Consider the following 24199-nt stretch of genomic DNA (forward strand, 5'->3'; position numbering starts at 1 on the left):
TCCCGATGATCAATTTTACTTCGGCGCTCTACTTGGGGCTGCATCACCCCGGCCGGGTCCTGCAGCCGTGGCAGCAGCTTTCACTGGGGGTTCCCGCCGCGCTGGCCGAACCACCCGGTGCTGTGGAAGTTGCACAACAGCTGGCGCAGTTGCAGGGGTGTGAACAGGGGGTGCTGCTGCCTTCCACATTGCATCTGTTCTGGGATTTGTGCGGCATGCTGTTTCAGCAGCGGGCAATATTGTTTCTGGATGAAGGGACTTATGCAGTTGTGCGTTGGGGAATGGAGCGATTCCGTGCAAAAGGAGGGGAAGTTCACATTTTCCGGCATCACGATCCTGATGCACTGCTGACACAAATCAGGCGGTTTGCGTATGGCAGAAGAAAATATCCGGTGGCAGTTGCCGACGGGTTTTGCCCGGCGTGCGGTCATGCTGCGCCAGTTAAGGCATATCTGGAAACAGTCAGGCGCTTTGGTGGTTTGCTGGTACTGGATGATACGCAGGCGCTGGGGATTCTTGGAGAATCGCCGGCATTGCATACGCCGTATGGCAGGGGAGGTGGCGGAGTACTGCGCTGGAGCGGAAATTCCGGGCCGGACATTATAGTGGGTTCATCCCTGGCAAAAGGTTTGGGAGTACCGGTTGCGATCCTTGCTGGAAGTAAGAAGCTGATCAAACGATTTGAAACGGCGAGTGACACCCGGGTGCACGGCAGCCCGCCGTCTGTGGCTGTAATTCAGGCGGCCCGGCATGCGCTGATTATGAATCAATCCCGGGGCGATGGGCTGCGGCAGAGGCTGGCACAGCGGGTTGCCCGGTTCCGTAGCGGCCTGGCGGCAATGGGGTTGAATACAGCTGGTGGCTGGTTTCCTGTCCAGATTTTGCGGGGGATCGATGGAAATGAGGCGATACAGGTACATCAGTTCCTTTCCCGGCAGGGTATTCAGACCGTATTGTCCCGTCCCCGTGGCAGCAGTGTGGCTCACCTGAGTTTTTTAATGACAGCGCGCCATACTGTCGGGGAAATTGACCAGTGCATCGACGTACTGGCTGCGGTGATACATGGCTTTCGAAGAAACACTGATCGTAACGGGAAACCGGATGCGCTGGCTTTGTAAAGTAACCACCATATACGGGAGGTAAATCATGAATCAGGAATCCGGGTTTGAAACCATACCACTGGAATGGATGCCGGAAGTACCGGGGGAAGCGTTTGAAATAGAGGGTGAGCGTGGAATACGGCGTTCATTTGCAGGAGCGGGAAGGCGTAGCGTGCAGCCGGGTGCGCGACCGGTTATGCGGCCGGGGGTGCGCCCTTCAGGATCTGGAATAAGAACAGCGGGCCGGCACCCGGCTTTTTCAAGATCACCTTCTTCTTCCAGAGGGTTGCGGAGATCGCCTGGCGATGCTGTCTATGAACCTTATCCGGTCGTGGATGAGCCTTATCCTGCCGAGCCGGACAGTGCATCCGGTTCAGAGCGTGTGCGCTGGCTGCAGGATTGTCTGAATCAGGTGATGGGAACACGGCTTGCGGTGACAGGAATCATGGGGCCGGAAATACGCAGCACTATTCGGGGTTTTCAGCGCAGACAGGGATTAAGGGTGAGCGGTATTGCCGGGCCGGATACGGAAGCGGCATTGAAAACAGCCTGCGGAAAACAGAATGCTCAACTCCCGGTGAAGGAACTGGAATCCAATGTAATAAGCCGCATGGGGGAGTGGACAGCAGCGGAATTACCTGCTGTGTTCCGTAAAAATTACAGCAAACTGCTGAGTTATATGTCACCGGCAGATCGGAAAATCTGGGCCGGCAGGCAATGTTACCGGCTTTCACACTATCGCAGTGCTCCACAACAAGGCGGAGTTTATCTGCTTGTTTTTCGCAATCGCACACCTGGCGGGCATATCGGTTATATCGGCGAGACCGGAAACCTTTATAACCGGGTACGGGGATATCACCGGGATGTAATATTCCTTGGCCTTAATCCTGATCATTATTCCATCTGTTGGGTGCTGACCCCTCAGCACAAGGCAATTGAAGCCAGTCTGCGGGCCGTTCTGAATCCGACCGGCCTGGTCACCAATCAGCGGGAGCTTGAACTCGCCTTCGAAAGCCCCTTCAGTGAAGCCGAAGAACTTGAACTGGCTGCTGAGTTACTGGCTGTTTCCAATGAAGAAGAGCTGGATTTGTTTCTGGGAAAACTGTTCCAGGGGATCGGCAGAGGTCTGAAGAAAGCTGGCCGTTTCGTTGGCAGGAAAGTATTGCCGGTATTGGGTAAGGGTTTGAAGGCGATTGGTAAAATGGCACTGCCAATAGCGGGTAAGGCACTGGGGACTTTTATTCCAATACCGGGGGTCGGTACGGCTATTGGTGGCGCCATCGGAACAGCTGTCAGTAAAGCACTTGAGCTTGAATTTGGCAGTTTTCCTTCTGAGGAAGCGGAACTGGAAATAGCGAGACGGTTTGTGCGTATTGCCGCGACAGCTGTCGGCCAGGCTGCCCTGGCTGATCCGTATGCGGATCCTGCCGCGGTTGCCAATACTGCTTTGGCAACCGCAGCACGGATGCATATGCCGAATCTGCCAGATCACTACGTTGCCGGAGCTTTAAAGAATGACTTGCATAAAATAGGCGGGGTTGTCTGATACCGGGCAATCGGGTAAGTAACGGGATACGTTATTCAGCAGGGAGGTGATGATGATCATTGATTGTCATTGTCATGCCGGGAGTGGTGATGGTCTGACGGGGCCCTGGGATACACGCGCTTCATTGAAGCATTATCTGCTGCGTGCCAGGAAGGCTGGAATCCGGCGCACTGTATTATTTGCGGCATTTCATTCGGATTATGCGATTGCCAATAAGGAGGTCGCACAAATTGTGGCCGGCCAGCCTGACCGGTTTTACGGTTTTGCTTTTGTGCATGCAGCAAGAGATCGCGGGCGGATACACAATATGATCGAGACTGCTGTCAGGCAATATGGTTTTGTCGGCATCAAGGTGCACCGCCATGATGCGGCCATTACCCGTGAGATTTGTATGGCTGCCCGGGCTTATGCTTTACCGGTGCTGTACGATGTGGCGGGTGAGGTGTCGGTATGTGAGTTGCTGGCACAGGAATATCCGGATGTCAGCTTTATCATTCCTCATCTTGGCAGTTTTGCTGATGACTGGCGCGCGCAATTGGCCCTGATTGATCATCTGGTTCGCCATGCCAATATCTATACCGATACTGCCGGGGTGCGGCGTTTCGATCTGCTGGAACAAGCGGTCCGACGGGCAGGGGCTCACAAGATTTTATTCGGTTCGGATGGGCCATGGCTTCATCCGGGTGTTGAGTTGGCAAAAATTAAGGCATTACGTCTTCCCTTGCAGCAGGAAGCGTTGGTTTTGGGAGCAAATTTGCATAATTTGATCCACCCTGCACGAAGGCAATGGCCACTTGCTCCGGCAAGGCGACAAAGAGCGGAGCAGCAAAACAGGCAAGCTGTTTTCCCGGATTAAGGTTTGCGGTAAGGGGGGCGTAACTGTTATGTGCTGTTTTTCTGACGTTGTGCGGCTCTGCGCAATTGCAAGGCACGGTCAGTGACACCGAGGCGTTGTGCGGCACGCTGCAGATTACCGTCTGCTTCATCCACAGCGATACGAATTGCAATTTCTTCTGTATCCTTGCTGATGACTTTGAGCCCCATTCCACGGCTGAGCGCTATTCGAATCGCCCGTTCGAAATTGATATCCCGCCATTCTTTCCGGTTTTCGGATAAGGCCGGCCGTTCATCAGGCGGAATACAGCCCACTGTGAGAGGGCCTTCACCTGCATATCGGCACAGCATCCGTGAGACAACCTGCTTGAGATCACGCACATTGCCCGGGTATTGTCTGCACAACAGATATTCCTGAACAGGTTTATCAAGAATGGGGATATTTTTGTATGTACTGCTTTGTTTCAGGAAATGACTTGCCAGTGGCAAAATGTCATCAGTTCGTTCACGCAGAGGCGGTAAGCAGCATATAAAGCCGGCAATTCTGTAATAGAGATCTGCGCGGAATTCACCTCGTTGAACTTGTGCCATGAGATCGCGGTTGGTAGCACAAATTAAACGGAACGAGGTGCGTTGCCAGGCGTTGCCACCGACACGTTTGTATGTTTTCTCCTGAATTACCCGTAAAAGCTGGGTTTGCATGGCCGGAGACAATTCACCAATTTCATCCAGAAAGAGTGTACCTCCATTGGCAAGTGCGAATACTCCATCCCTTGAAGTTGCTGCTCCCGTGAAAGCTCCGCGCTCATGGCCAAAAAATTCACTGCCGGCCAGCTCCGGCACAATTGTTGAGCAATCCAGGATAACCAGCTCACCTTTGTCAGGGCGGGGATCCATGGTGTGAATAAGATTTGCCAGTAATTCCTTGCCTGTGCCGCTTTCTCCGAGAATCAGAACCGGTGCACTGGTGAAATATGCCACTTCAACGATCTGGCTCAGGATGGTTTTTAGTGCCTGGCTTTCTCCGATCAGTGTCTGTTTAACATCGGGTGAGTTAACCATGGTATTTACCCGCTCCCAGCGGCGCAGGCGAGAAATGATTTCATGGATGATCAGGCCATGATTGGAGCATGTAAGTACATCAGTGGCTCCAGCATCCATCAGTTTCCAGATCGTATCGCCTGGAATGGCTTCGCAACAAAAACAGGTCAGAACCCGGGTTTGACCATTGTGACTGAGTTCATGCAGTTCCTCGAAGGTTTCAGAGGTAATTCCATTGCTGAAAATCACGCCGGAATTGCAGAAACACTCATCGCCATGGTTTCTGATTTCAATCCCCTGGCTGGTCAACTGGTTAATAATGCTATCGGCAATCTGTTTCCGATAATTGCTGTCCCAGTGTACCCAAATTTTGATAGACATCTGAACCTCCAATTTCTGAATTTAGAGAGATACCTCGTAAATAAAGAGAAAACAGGAGTTTGTTATTATTGATTATTAAGGGTTAAGTTTTATTTTCTCGGTTGACCTGTTAAGACGCTGCTGAATGATTAAGGAAGTAATTTGTTATCAGATGTCTCTGAAAGCGGGTGCAGATTGACAGATTGTTTTTAATGCACTGCCCTTTTTACCCGGCATTTCTGTGTCATCTTGTTTTGATCTCCAGTTTTTCAGGTACTTTATCAATAGCAAAGTTTCAGCTCGCATATCCCGGAGTCGTATCGCAATCTGGCGAAATACCGGGGGGAACCGGATAAAACAGATTGACTGATTCAATCGGGTATTTGACCCCGGGAGGGGCGTAAACGCCATAATCCGACAGTTCTGTTGGTGAGATATAGCCTGTAACCGCTTCAAGATCAGACAGCCGTATGCCCTGTTTTACCAGATAGAGAATGTAGGTATTGCGCAGTATCCACGCGGAAACAGGCCGGGTTGTTGCCAGCCCGGCGTCTATCTGCATACAGTTCAGCAATGCTTCCAGATCTGCCTGATTCAGACGGTTTCCGGCGGGGTCAATCAGGCAGTAACCGTGTTTGCGGTAAAGTGTGGCGAGAGTGGGATGCAGGGGGATTGTTCTGGCAGAGACATTCCTGACCGTAAGCGAGTTGTTTTCAAGATCAATATCATCATTCTGCAGACTGGTGATTTCATCCAGTGTCAAACCGCTCAGCAGAAAAACAAGCAGCTGTTTTTCCTTGAGGCTGGCTGACTGGAAGAGTGCGGCAATCTGCTGGGTAGTAAGCTCGCTGATACTGACATGTTCAAGCGCCTGCACGGATTTTCCGGGAAGATTGACTGGTGTCGATGGCAAAGTGTCCAGAGAGTTATGGGACAAATTCAGGTTATCCTGGTTGTGCAGGTGAATACCAGACAGGTGGATAGCCAGTTTTTCCTGTTCCTTGTGCATCAGGAATTCAAAGATCCAGATGGCAGCCAGCCCCAGCAACAGGGAGGCTAATGTTGCGATCATGGCATTCCATAAGTAATCCGGCCTGATGGAGCTGTGGGGCAGAAAAGCACGTTCGATGACGTCAACATAGGGGTATTTTCCGGTGTGCTGTGCCTCAACCTGAGCCAGTCTTGCCTGGGTGTCACGGTAGAGTTGTTCCAGTTCTTCCAGATCGGATTTCAATGCATCATGTTCAGTAAAGCGGGCAGTAAATTCAGCTGCTTTTTTTCTGTGCTGATCGAGCTGTTCCTGTATTGAACGGGTAGCCTGCCGGGCAGCAGCATATTCCTGTTCCGCTTCACTGATGACGATAGACTGTCCTTTATGGCGAGTCTGCTGAATTTCATTTTCCAGTGATTCCAGTTTTTCCGGGATTACCTTGAGATCCGGAGATAAAGCCATGTATTCACGAGTGTACTGCCGATCCAGCTCTTCCAGCTGCTCCCGTAATTCCTGGGCGCGTTTTTCGAGTGTGCTCAGAGTGCGGGAATCTTCGCTGGGAACAACGGTTTGTCCTCTTTTAATTGATTTTCTGACGGCATCGAGACGGGCTTTGGCTTTGACTTCTTCTTCACTGGCCTTATTCAGTGAATCAGTCAGTCCCTTGAGGCGGGCGGGTGCTTCATTGTCCTGCCGTTCGGCAGAAACAATCGCGTTTTGCTGTCTGAACTGCTCGAGTTCAAACCTTTTTAGCTCAATTTTTTTAGTCAGTGTGGAGAGCTCATCCTGCATCATCTCTATTGTTGATCCTTTGGATCGGGCTGTTTCTGCTGATCGCGCATCGAGATAAACGTCAATCCAGGTGTTGATGATACGTGGCAGTAACTCGGGCTTATCTCCTTCAGCGACCATTTCAACCAGGTTGGTGTCAATTACCGGCCGAACGTCCAGCATGTCGCGAATTGCAGCAGGACTTAAATCAACTCCCGTTTCAGTACCGTCGTTTCTGCGCAGACGATTCACGGTTTCTGTTAACAGTTCCGGCCCGAGAAGAATCTGTTTCTGAATGGCAACATGCTGAATATCAGCCTCTCTGCTTTCCTGATCGATTGCGGTTTTCGTGACTGTCAGCAGTGTGGCGTAGCTCTGGTAGATTGCCGGCTGTAAAAAAACGAAACCGAGCGATAACAGCAGGCTGGATAGAAAAACAGCGGTAAAGATAACCAGCCGGGTGGGTTTGAGCTGAGCGAGATAGCTGAAAAGAAGAGAGAATGGTCTTCCCGCATTGGGGATTATATTTTCCAATCGAGGAGACTCTTTGTTCATTTTTTATCCCGGTCGTAATGATCAGATTAATGGAAGAGCCGGGTGAATAAATAAAGCTCCAGCCTCGGCACTTGCTCAATACTAAAAGATGCAGGCAGTCACGAAGCTGATTTTAGAATCGGGTAATCAGAGCCGGCACCCATCTTTAAACTGTATCGGTTTTTATGACAGATTACTGTATTTTTTATCATCGCGACGGACCCCGGATAAGTCACTCCTGAAAAAAGGTTAACCACTGTTCCTGAGCCCGGTAGCCACGCCATTGATGGTCAGGTGAATTGCACGATGAACGGTATCTTCATCGTCTCCGGAGCGATAGCGGCGGAGCAGTTCTATCTGCAGGTGATTCAACGGGTCGATATAGGGCGTCCGGATACGGATACTGCGAGCCAGTGTCGGGTTGTCCTGCAGTAATTCGGAATGTCCGGTAATGGCAAACAGCCACTTCACGCAACGTTCCCACTCATGACGGATGCTGGTAAAAACGTTTTGGCGCAGCTCAGCATCCGTTACCAGTTCCGCGTAGCGTGAGGCGATACCCAGATCGCTCTTGGACAGCACCATATCCATGTTGGACAGCAGGGTTTGCAGGAAGGGCCAGCTGCGGTGCATCTCTTGCAGCTGTTTCAATGCATCCTGGGCATTTTCGGCTTGCTGAATGTAATTTTCCACAGCAGAGCCAAACCCGTACCAGCCGGGAAGCATTGTACGATTGAGGCTCCAGCTGAATACCCATGGAATTGCACGTAAATCTTCAATTTTGTCAGAGGGTTTGCGTGAAGTTGGCCGGCTGCCGATATGCAGGCCGGCAATTTCACGGATCGGGGTGGATTCCTGGAAGAACTGCTTGAATCCCGGTGTTTTATAAACCAGATTGCGATACGCTTCGCACGCACCGGAAGACAATGTTTCCATGATCTGGTGGAACTGGGGAGCGTGATACTGAACGGCATCACGCTCCAGTAAAGTGGATTCAATGGTGGCTGCAACCAGTGTTTCGAGGTTGCGCCGACCGATTTCAGGATCGGTGTATTTGCTGGCGATAACTTCTCCCTGCTCTGTGAGCCGGATCTGGCCGCTGACGCTGCCTGGAGGCTGCGCCAGGATTCCCTGGTAGCTGGGGCCGCCACCACGCCCTACCGTGCCGCCGCGGCCGTGGAACAGACGCAGTCTGACACCGTGACGGTTAAATACTTTGGTCAGTTCAATTTCAGCCTTGTAGATTTCCCAGTTGGAGGTAACGAAGCCGCCATCCTTGTTACTGTCCGAATAGCCCAGCATGACTTCCTGCAGATTGCCGCGTGAAAGCAGCAGCTTGCGGTAATCCGGAAGAGAGAACAGCTCATCCATGACATTGGCGCAACCGCGCAGATCATCAATTGTTTCAAATAACGGAATAATGTTTACCGTTGATTGCGGGTCATCTCCAAAATGCAGCAGCCCGACTTCCTTCAGCAGCAGGGCAACTTCCAGGATGTGTACCACCCCGGTTGCCATCGAAATAATGTAATTGGGCAATGCGGCATGACCAAAGCGGCGCTGAATTTCAGCTGCCATTTTCAGGATACGCAGCTCGCTTTGTGTCAGATCGGAAAAATCCGAGAGGGAGGAAATCAGCGAACGCGAGCGTTTGAGCTCGGCCAGCAGCCATTCAGCGCGCTCGGAACGGGACATCCCGGTGTAACTCCGGTTATCCCGGACATTTTTCTCATATAACTCGGAAATAACCTGCTCATGTATTCTGCTGTGCTGTCGCATATCCAGTGGTGCGAGGTGAAAACCGAATACATCTGCGGCCCGGCGCAGATCCCGTAATGTGCTCTGGGCCAGTTTGTCCGAGCGATGCTGTTTCAGTGAGCGGATAATGATGTCAAGATCATGTACAAACTCGGCACTGTCAGCATAAGGTTCGGCGTTGCTCTCCTGGTAGCGGCCACCAACACAGGGACCCAGGTGTCTGCTGGTTGCAATCAGGCGGGCGTGAATACCGAGAAATACACGCCGGTAAGGTTCATCAATTCTGCTGGCGGGCAGGCCGGGCGCAGTGGAAGCCAGTCCTTCCAGCTCACTGGTTACTTTGATCAAACGCTCGGACAGGCTCATGGTCTGGCCGATTTTTTCCACCTCGCTGATGTAGAAATCCAGTATCAGTGCCGAGTGTCGTTCGGCAGCATGCAGCATGATCTGATGGGTGACAAAAGGGTTGCCGTCCCGATCTCCGCCTATCCAGCTGCCGATTCGCAAAAATGAAGCGATGCGCGGTGCCGATTTATCCATGTGACGTTCCAGGAGATCTTCGATTTTGGCGTAGATATAGGGGATTTGTCTGAGGAAGGTGTAGTGGTAATAGATGAGGCCATTTTCGATCTCATCCTGCACCGTTAGTCTGACAGACCGTAATACCCGTGTTTGCCATAGTGTCTGGATGGCAGTACGCAAACCTTCCTCGTTATGGCGCATTTCATTGGGGGTGAGCTGGGTGCGATCCCGTTCTTTGAGCAGGCGCTGGATTTTGAGCTGATAGTCCAGAATACTGCGTCGCTGTACTTCGGTCGGATGTGCTGTTAATACCGGGGAGATCAGGGCACTGGCGAAAAAATCCTGCAGTTGCTCGGTATTGATCCCTTTTGCCACCACACGCTGCAGCGAAAGTGTAACGCTGCCGTCCTGGGGAGGAGAGCCTGCGCGCAGATGAGCACGGCGACGGCGGTTATGGTGCAGATCTTCAGCGATGTTTGAAAGCAGCGAGAAATAGCTGAACGCACGCACAACAGCAATGGTTTCCTTGTGGCTGAGGTGGTTGAGGATGGCATCGAGTTCGTGCCTTGCCGCTTCATCCTGATCCCGCCGGAAGCGTACGGATGTTTGGCGGACAGTTTCGACCAGATCAAACATGGCTTCGCCTTCCAGTTCCCGTATGGTGTCTCCCAGCATGCGCCCCAGCAAGCGAATATCTTCCCGCAACGGGTAATCCTTTTCGTTAGGTATGTTTTTTTCGGGAATAGCATTTGCTTGGGTGTTCAGACTCATTGTTGAGTGTCTCCTGTGATCGTGAATACGGGGGTAACCGAGGTGAAGGTGTGGTTTTCCGCCATCATCCGCGCCAGAGCTGGCCATGCTAGAATGGCGGCGTTGTCACAAATTCAGAATTCTGTTATGTCCAGTCCTAAAAAAATTGTAATTGCATCACGCGAGAGCCAGCTCGCTATGTGGCAGGCGAATTTTATCCGCGGCCGTTTGCTCGAATTATACCCGCAAACGGATATCACCATACTTGGCATGACGACCAGAGGAGATCAGATTCTGGACGTTTCTCTGTCGAAAATTGGTGGTAAGGGGCTTTTTATCAAAGAGCTTGAACTGGCTCTGGAGGATGGTCGCGCTGATATTGCCGTACATTCCATGAAAGATGTACCGATGACTGTTCCGCCCGGTTTTCGGCTGGCGGCCATTACAGAACGGGAAGATCCGCGCGACGCATTTGTTTCAAATAACTTTTCCAGCTTGGAAGAGCTGCCGGCCGGGAGTGTGGTGGGGACTTCCAGTTTGCGACGTGAATCTCAGTTGCATGCACGTTTTCCTCATCTGCAGGTTCGCCCGCTGCGTGGCAATGTGCAGACCCGTTTGAGAAAACTGGATGAAGGTGAATACAGTGCAATTATTCTGGCTGCAGCCGGGTTGAAGCGCCTGGAGCTGGGGTATCGCATACGCATGCTGTTACCGCCTGAATTGAGTCTTCCTGCGGTGGGGCAGGGTGCCCTGGGGATTGAGTGTCGTGACAGTGATTATGATATGGCTGAATGGATGAAACCGTTGCATCATATTACAACCGCTTATTGTGTGCAGGCGGAACGTGCCATGAGCCGTGTACTGGGAGGCAGCTGCCAGGTGCCCCTGGGCGGGTTTGCCGAGATTTTCGAAGATGTGTTGACTTTGCGCGGTTTTGTGGCGACACCTGACGGATCAAGAATGATTGCCGATAAGCTATGTGGTAAGCCTGAATCAGGGGAGCAGATGGGGCAGCAGTTGGCCCGGAATCTGATGGCCCATGGCGCAGAGGAAATTCTTGCATCCCTGGTTTGAGAGGTGATTGAGACTGGAGCAGGGCCGGATTTAACATCCGGCCAGTTAGCCGGTAAAGGCATCCTGATTACTCGTCCTTTGCACCAGGCGGGCAATCTGGCGACACAAATCAAATTGCTTGGCGGAGAACCCTGGCTGTTTCCCGTGCTGGAAATTTCTGACAGTGAAAACAGGCAGCCTCTGCTGGATACGATTGTTCGACTCGATGAATTTGATCTGGCCATATTTGTCAGCCCGAATGCGGTAGAAAAAGTGATGTCTCTGATCCGGGCCGGTCGCGGCTGGCCTCGGCATGTATCAGTTGCCACGGTGGGTAAAGGTAGCGCCCGGGCACTCGAACGTTATGGTATTACCCGTGTAATAGTTCCCGAAGATGGTTCTGATAGCGAAGCACTGTTACGAATGCCTCAGTTGCAGGTAATGCAAAACAGGCGTGTGGTAATTTTTCGCGGGAATGATGGGCGAAAATTACTTGGGGATACGTTGCGTAACCGTGGGGCGAATGTTGAATACGTGGAATGTTACCACCGCCACAAACCGGAGATCGACCCGTTGCCGTTGCTAAAGCACTGGCGTAATAATGGGATTCAGGCTGTGATCATAAGCAGCAGCGAAGGTCTGGATAATTTAATTGACATGATTGGTGAAACCGGCAAACAATTACTTGAAGCGACGCCGGTATTTACTGCGCATGATCGGATTGAATGCAAGGCTGTCGCATCAGGTATCAGAAAAATATACCGTACTTCTCTGGGGGATGAGGGGACAGTGCAGGGGTTGCTGGAGTATTTCGGGAAAAATAATCGTGCGAGTTACCCTTGATCTTGTAAATCACCGAGTTTTACTGGAACTGTAAGTGCAGTAATCCCCCTGTTGCTCTGCAACTGGAGTGTGAGTGTATTCCTGACCGGAGGGCGGCACCGTTAAGGGTTGTTAACCTGTTTACCGGATGCCGGAAAGTTTCTGGAAAGCGTGTATCGCGATCAATTCATTATGAAAGGGGAGAGGGGATGAAGCTGGTGTTCTGGTTATTTGCACTGTTTGCGGCAGCTACTGCCATTGTGCTGACTGCGTATTACCATACGGGTTCGGTGCTGTTTACTGTACCGCCTTACAAAATTGAGTTTGCATTCAACACGTTTATCCTGATGGCGCTGTCTGTTTTTACTTTGTTTTATGCGCTGCTGAGGATAGTGGCCAATTTATCCGGGTCACGCGAAAAAAAAGTTGAGCGGCTGACAGGATCCGGACTGAAGACATTTTTTGAGACGGAGTACGATACTGCTGCAGGGATTGCAGAAAAGGCTTTCAAACTTGCTGATAAACAGGCTGATAAGGCTTTGAATGCGGTGATAGCGGCCCGATCAGCACATCAGTTAAAAAACTATGCACAACGTGATCGTTTACTGGCTGCTGCAAGAGAGCTGGCGCCTGGCGACAGAGCACTGACACTGATTACTCAGGCGGAACTGTTGCTGGATGAGGGACGTCATGCTGATGCGCTGGCAGCACTGCAGTTACTTTATTCCACGGGCGGCCTGCAAAGAACGGCAGTACTTTTGCTGGAATTAAAAGCACACCAGCTGGCGGGTAACTGGGATTCCGTGCTGGAGTTAACTGAAATCCTGGTGAATCGTCCTTCCGTTGACAGAGTGCTGATAAATGAACTGCGGCACAGTGCCCACCTGGAAAATATCCGTAAAAATGCGAAAGATATTGCTCTGCTGAGAAAATACTGGAATAGCTTGTCGAATCACGAAAAACTTGACGGGAAGCTTGCGGCTGCGGCCGCTCGAGCCATGATTTCCCTGGGAGATAGTGCCACCGCCCAGAAGATTATTGAGAACAGTCTGGATATTCAGCCTTATCCCAAGCTTGTGGCATTGTATGCGGATTGTAAAAGTAGTGTGGTCAGCTGGCAGATACAGCGTGCTGAAAGCTGGCTGGCGAAATATCCAAATAATGCCCCCCTGCTGCTGACATTGGGAAAGCTTTGCACTTACGGAGAGTTATGGGGTAAGGCGCAGAGCTACCTGGAAGCCAGTCTGTCAATAGAACCGGGGTATCCGGTACATCTTGCGCTGGCACAGCTGTTTGAAAAACTGGGTAAGCAGGAAGCAGCGAATGAACACTATCGCAAGGGGCTCGATTTTGCGCTGAAACAAATTGCAACAACCTGATATTCAGGTTGTTGCCGGTTTGGAAGGGGCAAACGCGTCAGAGAAAAAATTCTCACTTTGCAATCCGTGCCGGTGAGAAAAGTCATCAAAAGCGGCTTTTACCATGGCAGGGGCACCGCACGCATAGACCTGGCAATCTGCCAGTGTATGCATGTCATCCATAACGGCCTGATGTACCAGTCCGGTTTTTCCCTGCCAGTTATCATCAGCAAGCGGTTCAGATAATACCGGGATGTAGCTGAAGTTTTCATTCCCGGTTGCCCATTTTTCAGCCAGATCATTCAGATAGAGACCATCCCTGGTTCGTGCTCCCCAGTACAGCCTGATTTTGTTATGGGCAAAACGGATATTTTCTGTATAAAAAATATGTTCGAGCATACTTTTTACGGGAGCAAAACCAGTTCCACCGGCAAGGAAGATAATGGGAGTATCTTTTGCAGGGGTGTCACGCAGGAAAAAAGATCCAAGCGGCCCTTCGAACCGGAGAATATCTTTTTCTTTCATATGAGAAAAAACATATTCTGAAAATACACCGCCTGTGTAATTACGGGTATGCAGTTGTAGAAACTCATCATTACCGGGAGAATTGGCCAGTGAAAAGCTGCGACGCTGGCCATCTTTCATCAGGATATCGATATACTGGCCGGGCAGAAACTGTAACCGCTCGTTTGCCGGCAGTTTCAGATAAATCACCATAACATCGGATGCCACGTGCTCAAGCTTATGTACCCGGCATGGCATGGTACGGATTTTAATATTCCTGATTGCTTCGATTTCCTGGCATTCAATTTCCAGATCGGAGAGCGGCCGGGCGCAGCAAAAAAGTGCAAGTTGCTGAGATTTTTCCTGCGCTGTCAGCGCTTCTTCGCTGTAGGTACCGTAATCAATGATCCCTTGTATAATTTTTCCCTTGCATGTACCGCAGGAACCATTGCGGCAGCCATAAGGCAGGGACAATCCATGGCGTAATGCCGCTTCAAGAATAGTTTCAGTGGGTTCAGCAGTGATGATACGGCCACTTGGCCTAAAGGTAATACGGTAAGACTCCATCTGACGGATATGGGTTACAAATAAAAGTTATGAAAAACAGGTTGCTGATCGTAGGGTGTGGTGATGTGGCCTCAAGGGTGGCAGGTCTGCTTGGAAAGCGCTATCGGTTATTCGGTTTGTGTCGCAGGGTGGAAAATTTTGACAGTCTGCGTCTGCTGGGTATCAGGCCGGTAGCGGGCGATCTTGACCAGCCTGCAAGCCTTAACAGGATGGCTGGACTGGCTGCCCGTACAGTGCTGCATCTTGCCCCTCCCCCTGGTCACGGTGAGTGTGACACACGTACCGCACATTTGCTGTCCGCACTTTCCCGCCATGCATCCGAAACACAAACAGGAATACTACCACAACAGCTGATCTATATCAGTACCAGTGGGGTTTATGGCGATTGCGGCGGGGATTGGGTAAATGAAAGCTATCCGGTAAATCCGAAAAATGCACGGGCTCTCAGACGGCTGGATGCGGAACAGCAGGTCAGAAACTGGGGGAGACGTAATGGTGTGAAGGTATCCATTTTGCGTGTGCCGGGGATTTATGCGCATGGTCGTCTGCCACTCGAGCGTTTGCAGCAGGGTACTCCTGCATTATTGTCAGCTGAAGACAGCTACACCAATCATATTCATGCTGATGATCTGGCCCGTATTATCGTAGCTGTACTGCGTTCAGGCAGACCGGGCAGGATTTACCATGCAAGCGATGATTCCTGTTTGAAGATGGGGGAGTATTTTGATCTGGTGGCAGATCATTTTGTATTGCCTCGTCCGAAAAGAATTACCCGCCAGGAAGCACTGAAGGTGATTTCTCCCGGCCTTCTGTCCTTCATGCTCGAATCGAGACGTTTGACCAATAATCGTATGAAACAGGAATTGTATGTTCGGCTGCGCTACCCGACTGTTGCTGACTGTTTGGCTGAAATGAGGCGCTTCTGTTAATGGATTATTAAATTTTTCCGGATTTTTTGCCGTAACAGCCATGATCCTGTTCAAAAAGTTAAAAAGGAAATGGGTATGGCAACAATCACTGCTTCAGAAAAGAAAATCAGGGAATTCAATTTTTTGTGGGAAGGAAAGGATAAGGCCGGTAAGGCAGTTAAGGGTGAAATGCGTGCCGCTGGTACGGTTGTGGTGACATCTACGTTACGCCGTCAGGGTATCAGGGTGACAAAAGTGACCAAGGCCAAAACAGGTGGAAAAATCACTGATAAGGATATTACGCTGTTCACACGGCAACTTGCGACGATGATGAAATCAGGCGTGCCTCTGCTGCAGGCTTTTGACATTGTGGGCAAAGGGCACAGTAACCGTGCCGTAGCAAAACTGCTGATGGATATTAAGTCTGATGTGGAAACAGGCAGCAGCCTGGCCAGCGCGTTCAGGAAACACCCGCTGTATTTTGATTCGCTGTTTTGTAATCTGGTAGCAGCAGGAGAGGCTGCCGGTATTCTGGACAGTTTGCTGGACAGACTGGCAACCTATAAGGAAAAAATTCAGGCAATCAAAGGGAAGATCAAATCGGCCCTGTTCTACCCTGTTTCAATTATTGTGGTTGCGTTTATCATTACCGCTGTCATCATGATATTCGTCATCCCGGCGTTCAAAGAGCTGTTTCAGGGATTCGGAGCCGATTTACCCGCCCCAACCCTGCTGGTGATGACGATTTCCGATTTCTTTGTAGATTACTGGTGGGCAATTTTTGGTGGTGTTGGTGGTGGATTCTATGCATTTTTCTATGCATGGAAACGCTCCACGGCAATGCAACGTGTGATGGATCGACTGGCATTGCGGCTGCCAATATTTGGAGAAGTGATTCGTAAAGCGACGATTGCCCGCTGGTCTCGTACCCTTTCAACGATGTTTGCAGCTGGTGTTCCACTGGTTGATGCGCTGAATTCTGTGGCAGGGGCTGCCGGGAATCAGGTGTATTTTGAGGCAACCAAAAATATACAGAATGAAGTCAGCACCGGCAGCAGTCTGGTGGATGCAATGACGATGACCAACGTTTTTCCTTCCATGGTATTGCAGATGGTTTCTATCGGGGAAGAATCAGGTTCACTTGACGCGATGCTCAGCAAAATTGCCGATTTTTTTGAAGCAGAGGTGGATGATGCAGTAGAAGCGCTTTCCAGCCTGATGGAACCGATGATCATGGTGGTGCTGGGAACCCTGATTGGCGGGATGGTCGTGGCCATGTATCTGCCTATCTTTAAAATGGGCCAGGTGGTTGGTTGACAGGTGTTTGTCGCTCGCTACTGCGTAAACAGAGACAGGTAATGTATTACCCTAAAAACCTCGGTTGACCGTTTGTTTGTTGCCTTAACATCATGACAGTTTTCAACTTTATCTCCATTTTCGTATTCACCTCTCTGGTGAGTTCACTCCTGCCCGTCCAACCGAGGTTTTTAGGATGAATTTTCTTAATGTTCTGCAGGCCTCACCCGTTTTATCCATCTCGTTTGTGGCGATTATTGGTCTGATTCTGGGCAGTTTTCTGAATGTGGTAATTTACCGGCTACCTGAGATGCTGAAACGTGAATGGCAGTTGCAGTGTGCAGAGCTGCACGGTGAGCAGATAAAGGTGCTGCCGGTATTTAATCTGGCTGTTCCAGGATCCGGTTGTCCGCAGTGTGGCCATAAGATTTCTGCTCTCGAAAATATTCCGATTATCAGCTACCTTTTTTTACGGGGGCAATGCGCTAACTGCCGTGCCCGTATTCCAATCAGTTATCCCCTGGTGGAAGCGCTGACAGCTGTGTTGAGCGGCCTGGCTGCCTGGCATTTCGGTTTTAGTGCAATCCTGCCGGCTGCTCTGATTTTTATCTGGGCCATGATCGTTCTGACCTTTATCGACCTGAACACGCAGTTGTTACCGGACAGCATCACTCTGCCATTATTGTGGATAGGGTTAATCATCAATCTGAATAACAGTTTTGCCGATATTCATTCAGCTGTAATCGGTGCAGTTGCCGGTTATCTCACACTCTGGAGTGTTTTCTGGCTGTTTAAATTGCTGACGGGTAAGGAGGGTATGGGGTATGGTGATTTCAAATTACTGGCAGCGATTGGAGCCTGGCTGGGGTGGCAGTTACTGCCGCTGGTTATTTTGTTTTCTTCTGTAGTGGGAGCTGTCGTTGGCTCGGTATTGATTCTGACAGTCAATCGCTCCGGGAATGCAACGCTGCCCTTTGGCCCTTATCTGGCCGGAGGTGGGCTGGTAGCTTTGTTCTGGGGCAGCCAGATTAATCAGGCTTATCTGGCGATGTTCTGATCATGGCCTTCATTATCGGGCTGACTGGCGGGATCGGTAGCGGAAAGACGCGGGCAGCTGATTTTTTCAGGGGGCTGGGTGTCGATATTGTCGATGCTGACGAGGTTGCGCATGGTTTGACTCATTCGGGTGGCAAGGCAATCACCCTGATCCGTACTGCTTTTGGTGATCATGTTATCTCGGAAGATGGCTCGATGGACCGGATTGCTATGCGCAGGCTGGTATTTTCCGACAGAACAGCCAGGCTTAAGCTGGAATCCATACTCCATCCGCTGATTTATCAGGAAATTCTGCATCATCTTTCACTCATTCGATCTGAATACGGCGTCCTGGTTGTGCCCCTGCTGCTGGAAACCGGTAACTACCTTAAACTGGTGAATCGTGTACTGGTGATTGATTGTCCTGAATCCCTGCAAATTTCTCGTGTCATGCAGCGCAGCAGGCTTAGTGAGCAGGCTGTACGTGACGTGATAGCGGTGCAATGTATGCGGGAAGAGCGCCTGACACAAGCAGATGATGTGATTGTGAATGATTCCAGTGAACAGTATTTGCAGCAGCGGATACAGGAACTCCATCAGAAATATCTCATACTTGCCCGCAGTCACAGCCCTTGAACGATTCTGGTAAGATGTGTGCATATTGCATTTCTCGATATGCTGAAACCCAAACGTCATCTTACTTACCGTGATCTGTTACGAATTACCTCTGAATGAACGAATTCGCATGCTGTTAAGGCTGGAAGATTTGTTCGACAAAATTGATTTTTTCTCAGCCAGAGAAGCCTCTTTCGAACACCACTCTGTCCTGGTTGCTCTGTTTGAAATCCTGGATGTGACCAGTCGATCTGATCTCAAGTCAGATTTGCTGCAGGAGCTGGACAAGCAGCGAACCATGCTGGAGGGCCTGCGCAGCAATCCGGATGTATCCGAGCAGGCGCTTGACCATATATTGCAGGATATTCGGGCGGCATTTCGTGGTCTGCTGGATATACCAGGCCGGATTGGCGGGCATTTGCGTGATGATGAGTGGCTGATGAGTGTCAAGCAGCGCATGAATATTCCTGGTGCGGCGTGTGAATTTGATCTGCCGGCTTATCACTACTGGTTAAGTTTGGCGCCGGAGCTGCGCCGGGCTGATCTGAAGGATTGGATAACGCCCTTTACTCCGATTCGCAGTGGAATCAATATTGTGCTTAATATGCTAAGGAACAGTGGCAGGAATTACCATTTCACGGCGGTTCAGGGAGTGTTTCAGCAGACTGGTTCAGAGCACCAGGCACATTTGCTGAGATTGCACATCAGCAGTGAATTTGCCTGTGTTCCTGAGATTAGTGCCAATAAATATGCTTTGAATATCCGGTTTGTTCCCTGGCGACCGGATCACAAAGCCGATGTTTATGAAGAAGATGTTCCCTTTGAGCTGACTTTCTGCAGTTTATGAGCATGCCTGTAAATGAACGGGGGCAGGCATGATTAAACCCCCTGTCGTAAATTGTCCTCAATGTGGTGAGGCGGTTGTTTGGGATAAGTCCAGCAAATTTCGCCCATTTTGTTCCGAGCGGTGCAAATTACTGGATCTGGGGCAGTGGGCCACCGATTCCTATCGCGTTCCGGAAGAAGAACCGCGACAGGAAGACAGCCGGAGCCCTGATGAATACTAGCCAGCCAGGCTGACACCATCCCGGCGGGCGCACATCAGAACTGACGTTCCTGTGTACCGATCAGATAAAGAGAATCCTGTTTACTTTGATTGTACAAATGCCATTTGCGAACCAGGATCATCGTGGTGGAGACAAATAATCCAAACAGGGTAATGACAGCGTAAACGCCCACATCAAACCAGATCAATAGCGCGTAGAGCGACAGCATAGTAAGTATGCCGAGGTTTTCATTGAAATTCTGAACTGCAATGGAGTGACCGGCACCCATCAGAATATGCCCGCGATGCTGCAGCAGGGCATTCATTGGCACCACAAAAAAACCGGCTAATCCACCAATGGCGATCAGCAGTACAACTGCAACCCAGAGATTTTGTACCGTCACCATAAGAATAACCACAATTCCCATGGCGATACCGAGTGGAATGACATCCAGCGACCGGCGCAGCGAAACCAGCTTCGCTGCCAGTATGGCACCTAATGCAATACCTACCGCAACCACTCCCTGCAGCATTGCTGCCTGATTTAAGGCATAGCCAAGTGCAGCTTCCGCCCACTTCAGTACGATAAACTGCAACGTGGCGCCCGCTCCCCAAAACAAGGTAGTGACAGCCAGTGAAATCTGCCCCAGCTTATCGAACCACAGCAGTTTCAGGCAATGTACAAAATCATGAAACAGAAAAATCGGGTTTTTTTCAAGAATGCGGTGGTCAATTCCGGTATCAGGAATATACAGGTTGGTAACGGCCGCAATGCCATAAAACAGCATGATGACAATAAAGCCGGCATCAACAGCGGTTGTGACCAGGGGCAGGTTCAGGGAGAGCAGCACTGATGCTACTGAGGGGGTGATGAGCAGACCGCCAATAACGGTACCAAGAACGATTGATCCGACAGTCAGCCCTTCCATCCAGCCATTGGCGATTACCAGTTTTTCAGGGGGCAGCAATTCTGTAAGTATGCCGTATTTTGCCGGGGAATATGCAGCTGCTCCTAGTCCGACAACTGCGTATGCTCCCAGCGCCGAGAATTGATGAGCAGCGAAAAACAGTAATATGCAACCCGCAATTTTGATTGAATTACTGATGAACATGACCCAGCCCTTGGCCATGGAATCGGCAAAGGCGCCGACAAGCGGTGCCAGTACGACATAAAACAGTACAAAAACAAATTTGAGCATGGGAGTAAGATAGGCCGGTGCATGCAGATCGACCAGCAGGGCAATGGCCACAACCAGTAGTGCATTATCTGCCAGAGATGAAAAAAACTGCGCTCCCATAATGGTATAAAACCCGCGTCCCAAATTCTTCTCCCAGTCTGTTTATCAATATATCAATGGCTTGAGGGCCTGTTAACTTTGCAGCGTTATATCATGAAAACTGGAGGTAACGAATTCCAGTTTTTAAAATTATTATCTCTGATCCCGAAAGCAGGTCCGGGGGAAAACAGGCTGGTGAATCTTTCTTCGGGTAACTGCAGTGTTACAGAGTCCTGATAATGACAGCAAATGAGAAAGCAGCGATAGAAGCGTTACCGGCTGTATTACCACTACCTTCTTTCTGGCAGTCGGCTGTTTGTTTTACAGGGGTGCTACTGCTGATTGCCCTGGGTTTGTTTATGTTTCAGATCAGCCTGCATGTGCTGATTTTTCTGGCACTGGTTTGGACCGGATTGCATGCGCGCCGCCTGGGTTATCCGTTTATTGCCATTCGCGGCATGATGGATGAAGGTATTACCAGAGCACTGCCGGCAATTTATATTTTTATGCTGATCGGTATGGTGATTGCCAGTTTTATGCAAAGCGGCACCATTGCAAGCTTGCTGTATTTTGGCCTCGACTGGCTCGATCCTGCACTGTTCCTGGCAGCCGGATTCATATTGTGCAGCCTGATGTCGGTTGCGACCGGAACTTCCTGGGGAACTGCCGGCACCATTGGTGTTGTGCTGATCGGGATCGGTAGTGCCATGGGTATTCCGCTGCCGCTGGTGGCCGGTATGATCGTGTCTGGTGCAACGTTTGGTGACAAACTGTCGCCCATATCCGATACCACTAATCTGGCAGCGATGAGTGCCGGTACGAATCTGTACCGGCATATCGGTTCGATGCTGTACACCACCCTCCCCACATTTATGATTGTCTTGAGTATTTTTGTCGTATGGGGCCTGCGATATGGAGATCATCATCTGCCGCAAGAACACCTGACCGAGATTCGCAGTGCTTTGGCAGATTCCTTCCGGGTGAACGGAGCAGTCACCTTGCTGCCACTGCTGGTGATGCTTGGTATGAGTGTCAGGCGTCATGCTGCTGAAGTCAGTATGACGTGCAGCATATTGCTGGCACTGGTGATTGCCGTGGTATACCAGGACAGAAATGTTATCGATGTGATTAATGCTTTATGGCAGAACTCACCGGGCAATACCGGTATTGCCGGCATTGATGAGTTACTTGGGCGTGGTGGTTTGTTCAGCATGGCCTGGACTCTGTTGCTGTCCGTCATGGCATTGGCACTGGGCGGCATTTTGCACCATACCGGGTTCTTGAGAGTGTTGCTGATGAAATTGATTGCACCGATCAATCGGGCCGGTACGCTGATTGCGGCTACTATTACATCGGGTCTGGCTGGCAATCTGGTCATGGGAGAGGCATATATCTCGATTATCCTGAGTTGCCAGCTGTTCAGGCGGGTTTATCAGGAAAAAAATCTGGATCCGGCTGTTTTGTCACGCTCTGTTGAAGAAGGCTCAACATTGACGACCGGTCTTATTCCATGGACAACTGCCGGTGTCTTCTATGCGGCAACTTTGGGAGTCCCAACACTGGACTATGCCGGGTATGCTTTACTTAATCTGCTGAATCCGCTGGTATCAGTCGTGATGGCGACGCTGGGTATCGGGTTGTTGCGCCCGAATCATTAACTGACATGGAACGCATGCAGGAAGTGAGTCCGGGGATCCATAAACGGCTGCTCATTCATTTACAAGAGCTGCAGTCTGATCGGGCGATTCTTCAACCGGGTTAAACCATTCCAGTCAGATACATCACCATGTGCTGCGCCAGGTTCACAAAATCTTTCTGTCGTTTATCTATCCTGCCTGTGTTTTTATCGGATTGACTTAATCGAGAGCAGTGCTTGATGAGTAATCATTTTCTGATCTTTTTCCATTTATCTCGTGATAATCTGAACATGCATTCCGGGTAACAGGTGAATGTGATTTACGTACGAAGTGAGAGGAGAAAGACAATGCATATTAAGCTTTTCTTGATAGCTGTACTGAGTTTAAGTATTTCCTGTTTTGCTGAATCGGAGAGGGATCAGCCCGAGCTGTTATCAGAGACTGATCAGGCCGGGAGTGCACGGACCGGGAATGAGCAGCCGGCACGGATCGAAGCAGGGAAGAAAACAGCTGAGCCGCAGCCCCCGCAAGAAACCAGCTTGGACAAACAATCTTTGATGATTGACTATTGCAGAAAACATACTTGTTAATCCAATAACTTATTTAACTGGAGCTGATTTATGAAAACAAAAATGTTGGCAAATCTGGTTGCTTCAATAATGCTTGCAGGTTATGCGGGCTTTGCTGTATCTGCTTCGCCCCACTGGTCTTATGATGAAGAATCCGACTGGGGGGCGATTGAAGATACTGCGCAAACGGCCGTACCGTTAAATTATCCATACGCAGAATGTGGTATTGGCAAGCATCAGTCACCTGTCGATCTGGCAGATGTGAAGATTGTAGATTCGAAGCTGAATAAACTTGCAGCACGATATGGCGTTGATACACCTTCATTTTTTAATACCGGACACGCCATACAAGTTAATGTTTCCAAGAATTTTACGGGTGGGCTGAAGGTTGGCAAGGAACTGCTTCCGCTGGTTCAGTTGCATTTTCATGAACCAAGTGAGCATGTTTTTAAAGGCAAGAAATTCCCGGCAGAGTTGCATTTCGTACATATCAGTAAAGACGGGCGGATTGCGGTGCTGGGTGTGGCTATTGATATAGGCAGGGAAAATGCAGCATTTCAGACTATTCTTGACAATATGCCGCATAACTACGGTGAAGCAAATTCAACTTCCGGAATTAAGTTCAATCCGGCAAAATTACTGCCTTCAGGGGCAAATACAGACAACCTGAAGTATCTGACCCTGGCGGGCTCTCTGACAACGCCACCTTGCAGCGAGGGGGTGCAGTGGTACATTCTGACCAAATCAATCACAATTTCAGCTGCCCAGCTGGCGCAAATGAAAACTTTCTACAGTGGTAATGCCAGATCAACGCAGAACCTGAACGAAAGATCGATACTGTCCAATCATCACTAATCTGTTTTGAGCCAGGTATGATGATTTCTCCCCGGTGTATTTCTATGTCCGGGGAGACTTCTTTTTATATGGATTTGCCTGGTTCCAGTACATTTTCTGCTTACCCGCCGGTCGGGTAACTGTCAGGTAATCCAATCCGGGGCAGGGCTTCTTTTTACGTTTTTTTCGATCTTGCTTTGCCTTGTCTTAACCTCGCCGGCTAGGGTATAGTGCGACCTGCTAATAATTTATCCAGGCAGGAGAGTGCGCTGTTGTGTAGCACACAGTGTCACCGAAGGCGTAACCCCCCGGAATCGCTCAGGTGTGGCCGTAAGGCTTGAGTAACTGCTTGTGATTGGCAATCTGGAGAGTGCTGAAGCGATGTCAGCCACCGAAGGGGCATGCGGAAAATAAACCGTAAAACTCTCAGGTAAAAGGACAGAGGGGAAGTTACTGTTTGTCAGCGGTTTCG

Annotated in this window: 19 protein-coding genes and 1 riboswitch; of the genes, 14 read left to right on the forward strand and 5 right to left on the reverse strand. The window is 50.2% G+C overall.

The features are described 5' to 3' along the window. Positions 1-5: 5 nt before the first annotated feature. Genes IT527_RS05835 through IT527_RS05845 form a run of 3 tightly spaced genes read left to right on the forward strand, consistent with a single transcriptional unit; the run spans position 6 to position 3502 of the window. Positions 6-1118 carry an aminotransferase class I/II-fold pyridoxal phosphate-dependent enzyme gene (locus IT527_RS05835; protein WP_292967591.1) on the forward strand — a complete coding sequence of 371 codons (1113 nt, stop codon included), beginning with the start codon at positions 6-8 and terminating at the stop codon, positions 1116-1118. A gap of 28 nt (positions 1119-1146) precedes the next feature. Beyond that, entirely contained in the window at positions 1147-2646 is a 1500-nt protein-coding gene (locus IT527_RS05840; protein ID WP_292967592.1) for a peptidoglycan-binding protein, read from the forward strand. 49 nt (positions 2647-2695) lie between these two features. Continuing rightward, the gene (locus tag IT527_RS05845; protein WP_292967593.1) at positions 2696-3502 is read left to right on the forward strand and encodes an amidohydrolase family protein; all 807 of its coding nucleotides are present in this window, start codon (positions 2696-2698) and stop codon (positions 3500-3502) included. A 26-nt stretch (positions 3503-3528) separates the two neighbouring features. On the opposite strand, the gene IT527_RS05850 is transcribed toward IT527_RS05845, so the two are convergent. The 3 genes from IT527_RS05850 to ppc all read right to left on the reverse strand — a co-directional run bounded on the left by IT527_RS05850 (position 3529) and on the right by ppc (position 10228). After that, positions 3529-4902, reverse strand: a complete 1374-nt coding sequence (locus IT527_RS05850) for a sigma 54-interacting transcriptional regulator (protein ID WP_292967594.1) — start codon at positions 4900-4902, stop codon at positions 3529-3531. Positions 4903-5176: 274 nt separating this feature from the next. After that, complete coding sequence (locus IT527_RS05855; RefSeq protein ID WP_292967595.1) at positions 5177-7198, reverse strand: integrase; 2022 nt, start codon at positions 7196-7198, stop codon at positions 5177-5179. 228 nt (positions 7199-7426) lie between these two features. Then, entirely contained in the window at positions 7427-10228 is a 2802-nt protein-coding gene (gene ppc, locus IT527_RS05860; protein ID WP_292967596.1) for a phosphoenolpyruvate carboxylase, read from the reverse strand. A gap of 126 nt (positions 10229-10354) precedes the next feature. On the opposite strand from ppc, the gene hemC reads away from it, so the two are divergent. From hemC to IT527_RS05875, 3 genes are all read left to right on the forward strand, one after another. Then, entirely contained in the window at positions 10355-11281 is a 927-nt protein-coding gene (gene hemC, locus IT527_RS05865; RefSeq protein WP_292967597.1) for a hydroxymethylbilane synthase, read from the forward strand. 3 nt (positions 11282-11284) lie between these two features. Then, entirely contained in the window at positions 11285-12103 is an 819-nt protein-coding gene (locus tag IT527_RS05870; protein ID WP_292967598.1) for a uroporphyrinogen-III synthase, read from the forward strand. Positions 12104-12291: 188 nt separating this feature from the next. Further along, positions 12292-13461: a heme biosynthesis protein HemY gene (locus tag IT527_RS05875; protein WP_292967599.1), complete on the forward strand. Its 1170-nt coding sequence runs from the start codon at positions 12292-12294 to the stop codon at positions 13459-13461. A gap of 3 nt (positions 13462-13464) precedes the next feature. Here the strand turns inward: IT527_RS05875 and IT527_RS05880 are convergent, their stop codons facing one another. Beyond that, the gene (locus tag IT527_RS05880) at positions 13465-14511 is read right to left on the reverse strand and encodes a CDP-6-deoxy-delta-3,4-glucoseen reductase (protein ID WP_292967600.1); all 1047 of its coding nucleotides are present in this window, start codon (positions 14509-14511) and stop codon (positions 13465-13467) included. A gap of 29 nt (positions 14512-14540) precedes the next feature. Between IT527_RS05880 and IT527_RS05885 the strand changes: the two genes are divergently transcribed. The 6 genes from IT527_RS05885 (at position 14541) to IT527_RS05910 (ending at position 19432) form a co-directional block, all read left to right on the forward strand. Further along, entirely contained in the window at positions 14541-15440 is a 900-nt protein-coding gene (locus IT527_RS05885) for an SDR family oxidoreductase (protein ID WP_292967601.1), read from the forward strand. Positions 15441-15515: 75 nt separating this feature from the next. Then, the gene (locus IT527_RS05890; protein WP_292967602.1) at positions 15516-16736 is read left to right on the forward strand and encodes a type II secretion system F family protein; all 1221 of its coding nucleotides are present in this window, start codon (positions 15516-15518) and stop codon (positions 16734-16736) included. 175 nt (positions 16737-16911) lie between these two features. Then, a complete protein-coding gene (locus IT527_RS05895; RefSeq protein ID WP_292967603.1) occupies positions 16912-17772 on the forward strand; it encodes an A24 family peptidase in 861 nt (286 codons plus the stop codon). A gap of 2 nt (positions 17773-17774) precedes the next feature. Continuing rightward, positions 17775-18386 (forward strand): dephospho-CoA kinase, encoded by a 612-nt coding sequence (gene coaE / locus IT527_RS05900; RefSeq protein WP_292967604.1) that lies wholly within the window; start codon positions 17775-17777, stop codon positions 18384-18386. A gap of 70 nt (positions 18387-18456) precedes the next feature. Beyond that, entirely contained in the window at positions 18457-19212 is a 756-nt protein-coding gene (gene zapD, locus IT527_RS05905; protein ID WP_292967605.1) for a cell division protein ZapD, read from the forward strand. Between the two features lie 28 nt (positions 19213-19240). After that, entirely contained in the window at positions 19241-19432 is a 192-nt protein-coding gene (locus IT527_RS05910; protein ID WP_292967606.1) for a DNA gyrase inhibitor YacG, read from the forward strand. Positions 19433-19466: 34 nt separating this feature from the next. Here IT527_RS05910 and lplT read toward each other — a convergent pair whose 3' ends face one another. Beyond that, entirely contained in the window at positions 19467-20732 is a 1266-nt protein-coding gene (lplT, locus tag IT527_RS05915; RefSeq protein WP_292967607.1) for a lysophospholipid transporter LplT, read from the reverse strand. A gap of 194 nt (positions 20733-20926) precedes the next feature. On the opposite strand from lplT, the gene nhaC reads away from it, so the two are divergent. Both nhaC and IT527_RS05925 read left to right on the forward strand, forming a co-directional pair. Beyond that, on the forward strand, positions 20927-22345 hold the full coding sequence (gene nhaC / locus IT527_RS05920; RefSeq protein WP_292967608.1) for a Na+/H+ antiporter NhaC: 1419 nt from the start codon (positions 20927-20929) through the stop codon (positions 22343-22345). A 599-nt stretch (positions 22346-22944) separates the two neighbouring features. After that, on the forward strand, positions 22945-23748 hold the full coding sequence (locus IT527_RS05925; RefSeq protein ID WP_292967609.1) for a carbonic anhydrase family protein: 804 nt from the start codon (positions 22945-22947) through the stop codon (positions 23746-23748). 332 nt (positions 23749-24080) lie between these two features. Next, positions 24081-24179: riboswitch (glycine riboswitch) on the forward strand. Positions 24180-24199 lie beyond the last annotated feature (20 nt).

The organism is Nitrosomonas sp., assembly GCF_020852615.1.
Classification (GTDB): domain Bacteria; phylum Pseudomonadota; class Gammaproteobacteria; order Burkholderiales; family Nitrosomonadaceae; genus Nitrosomonas.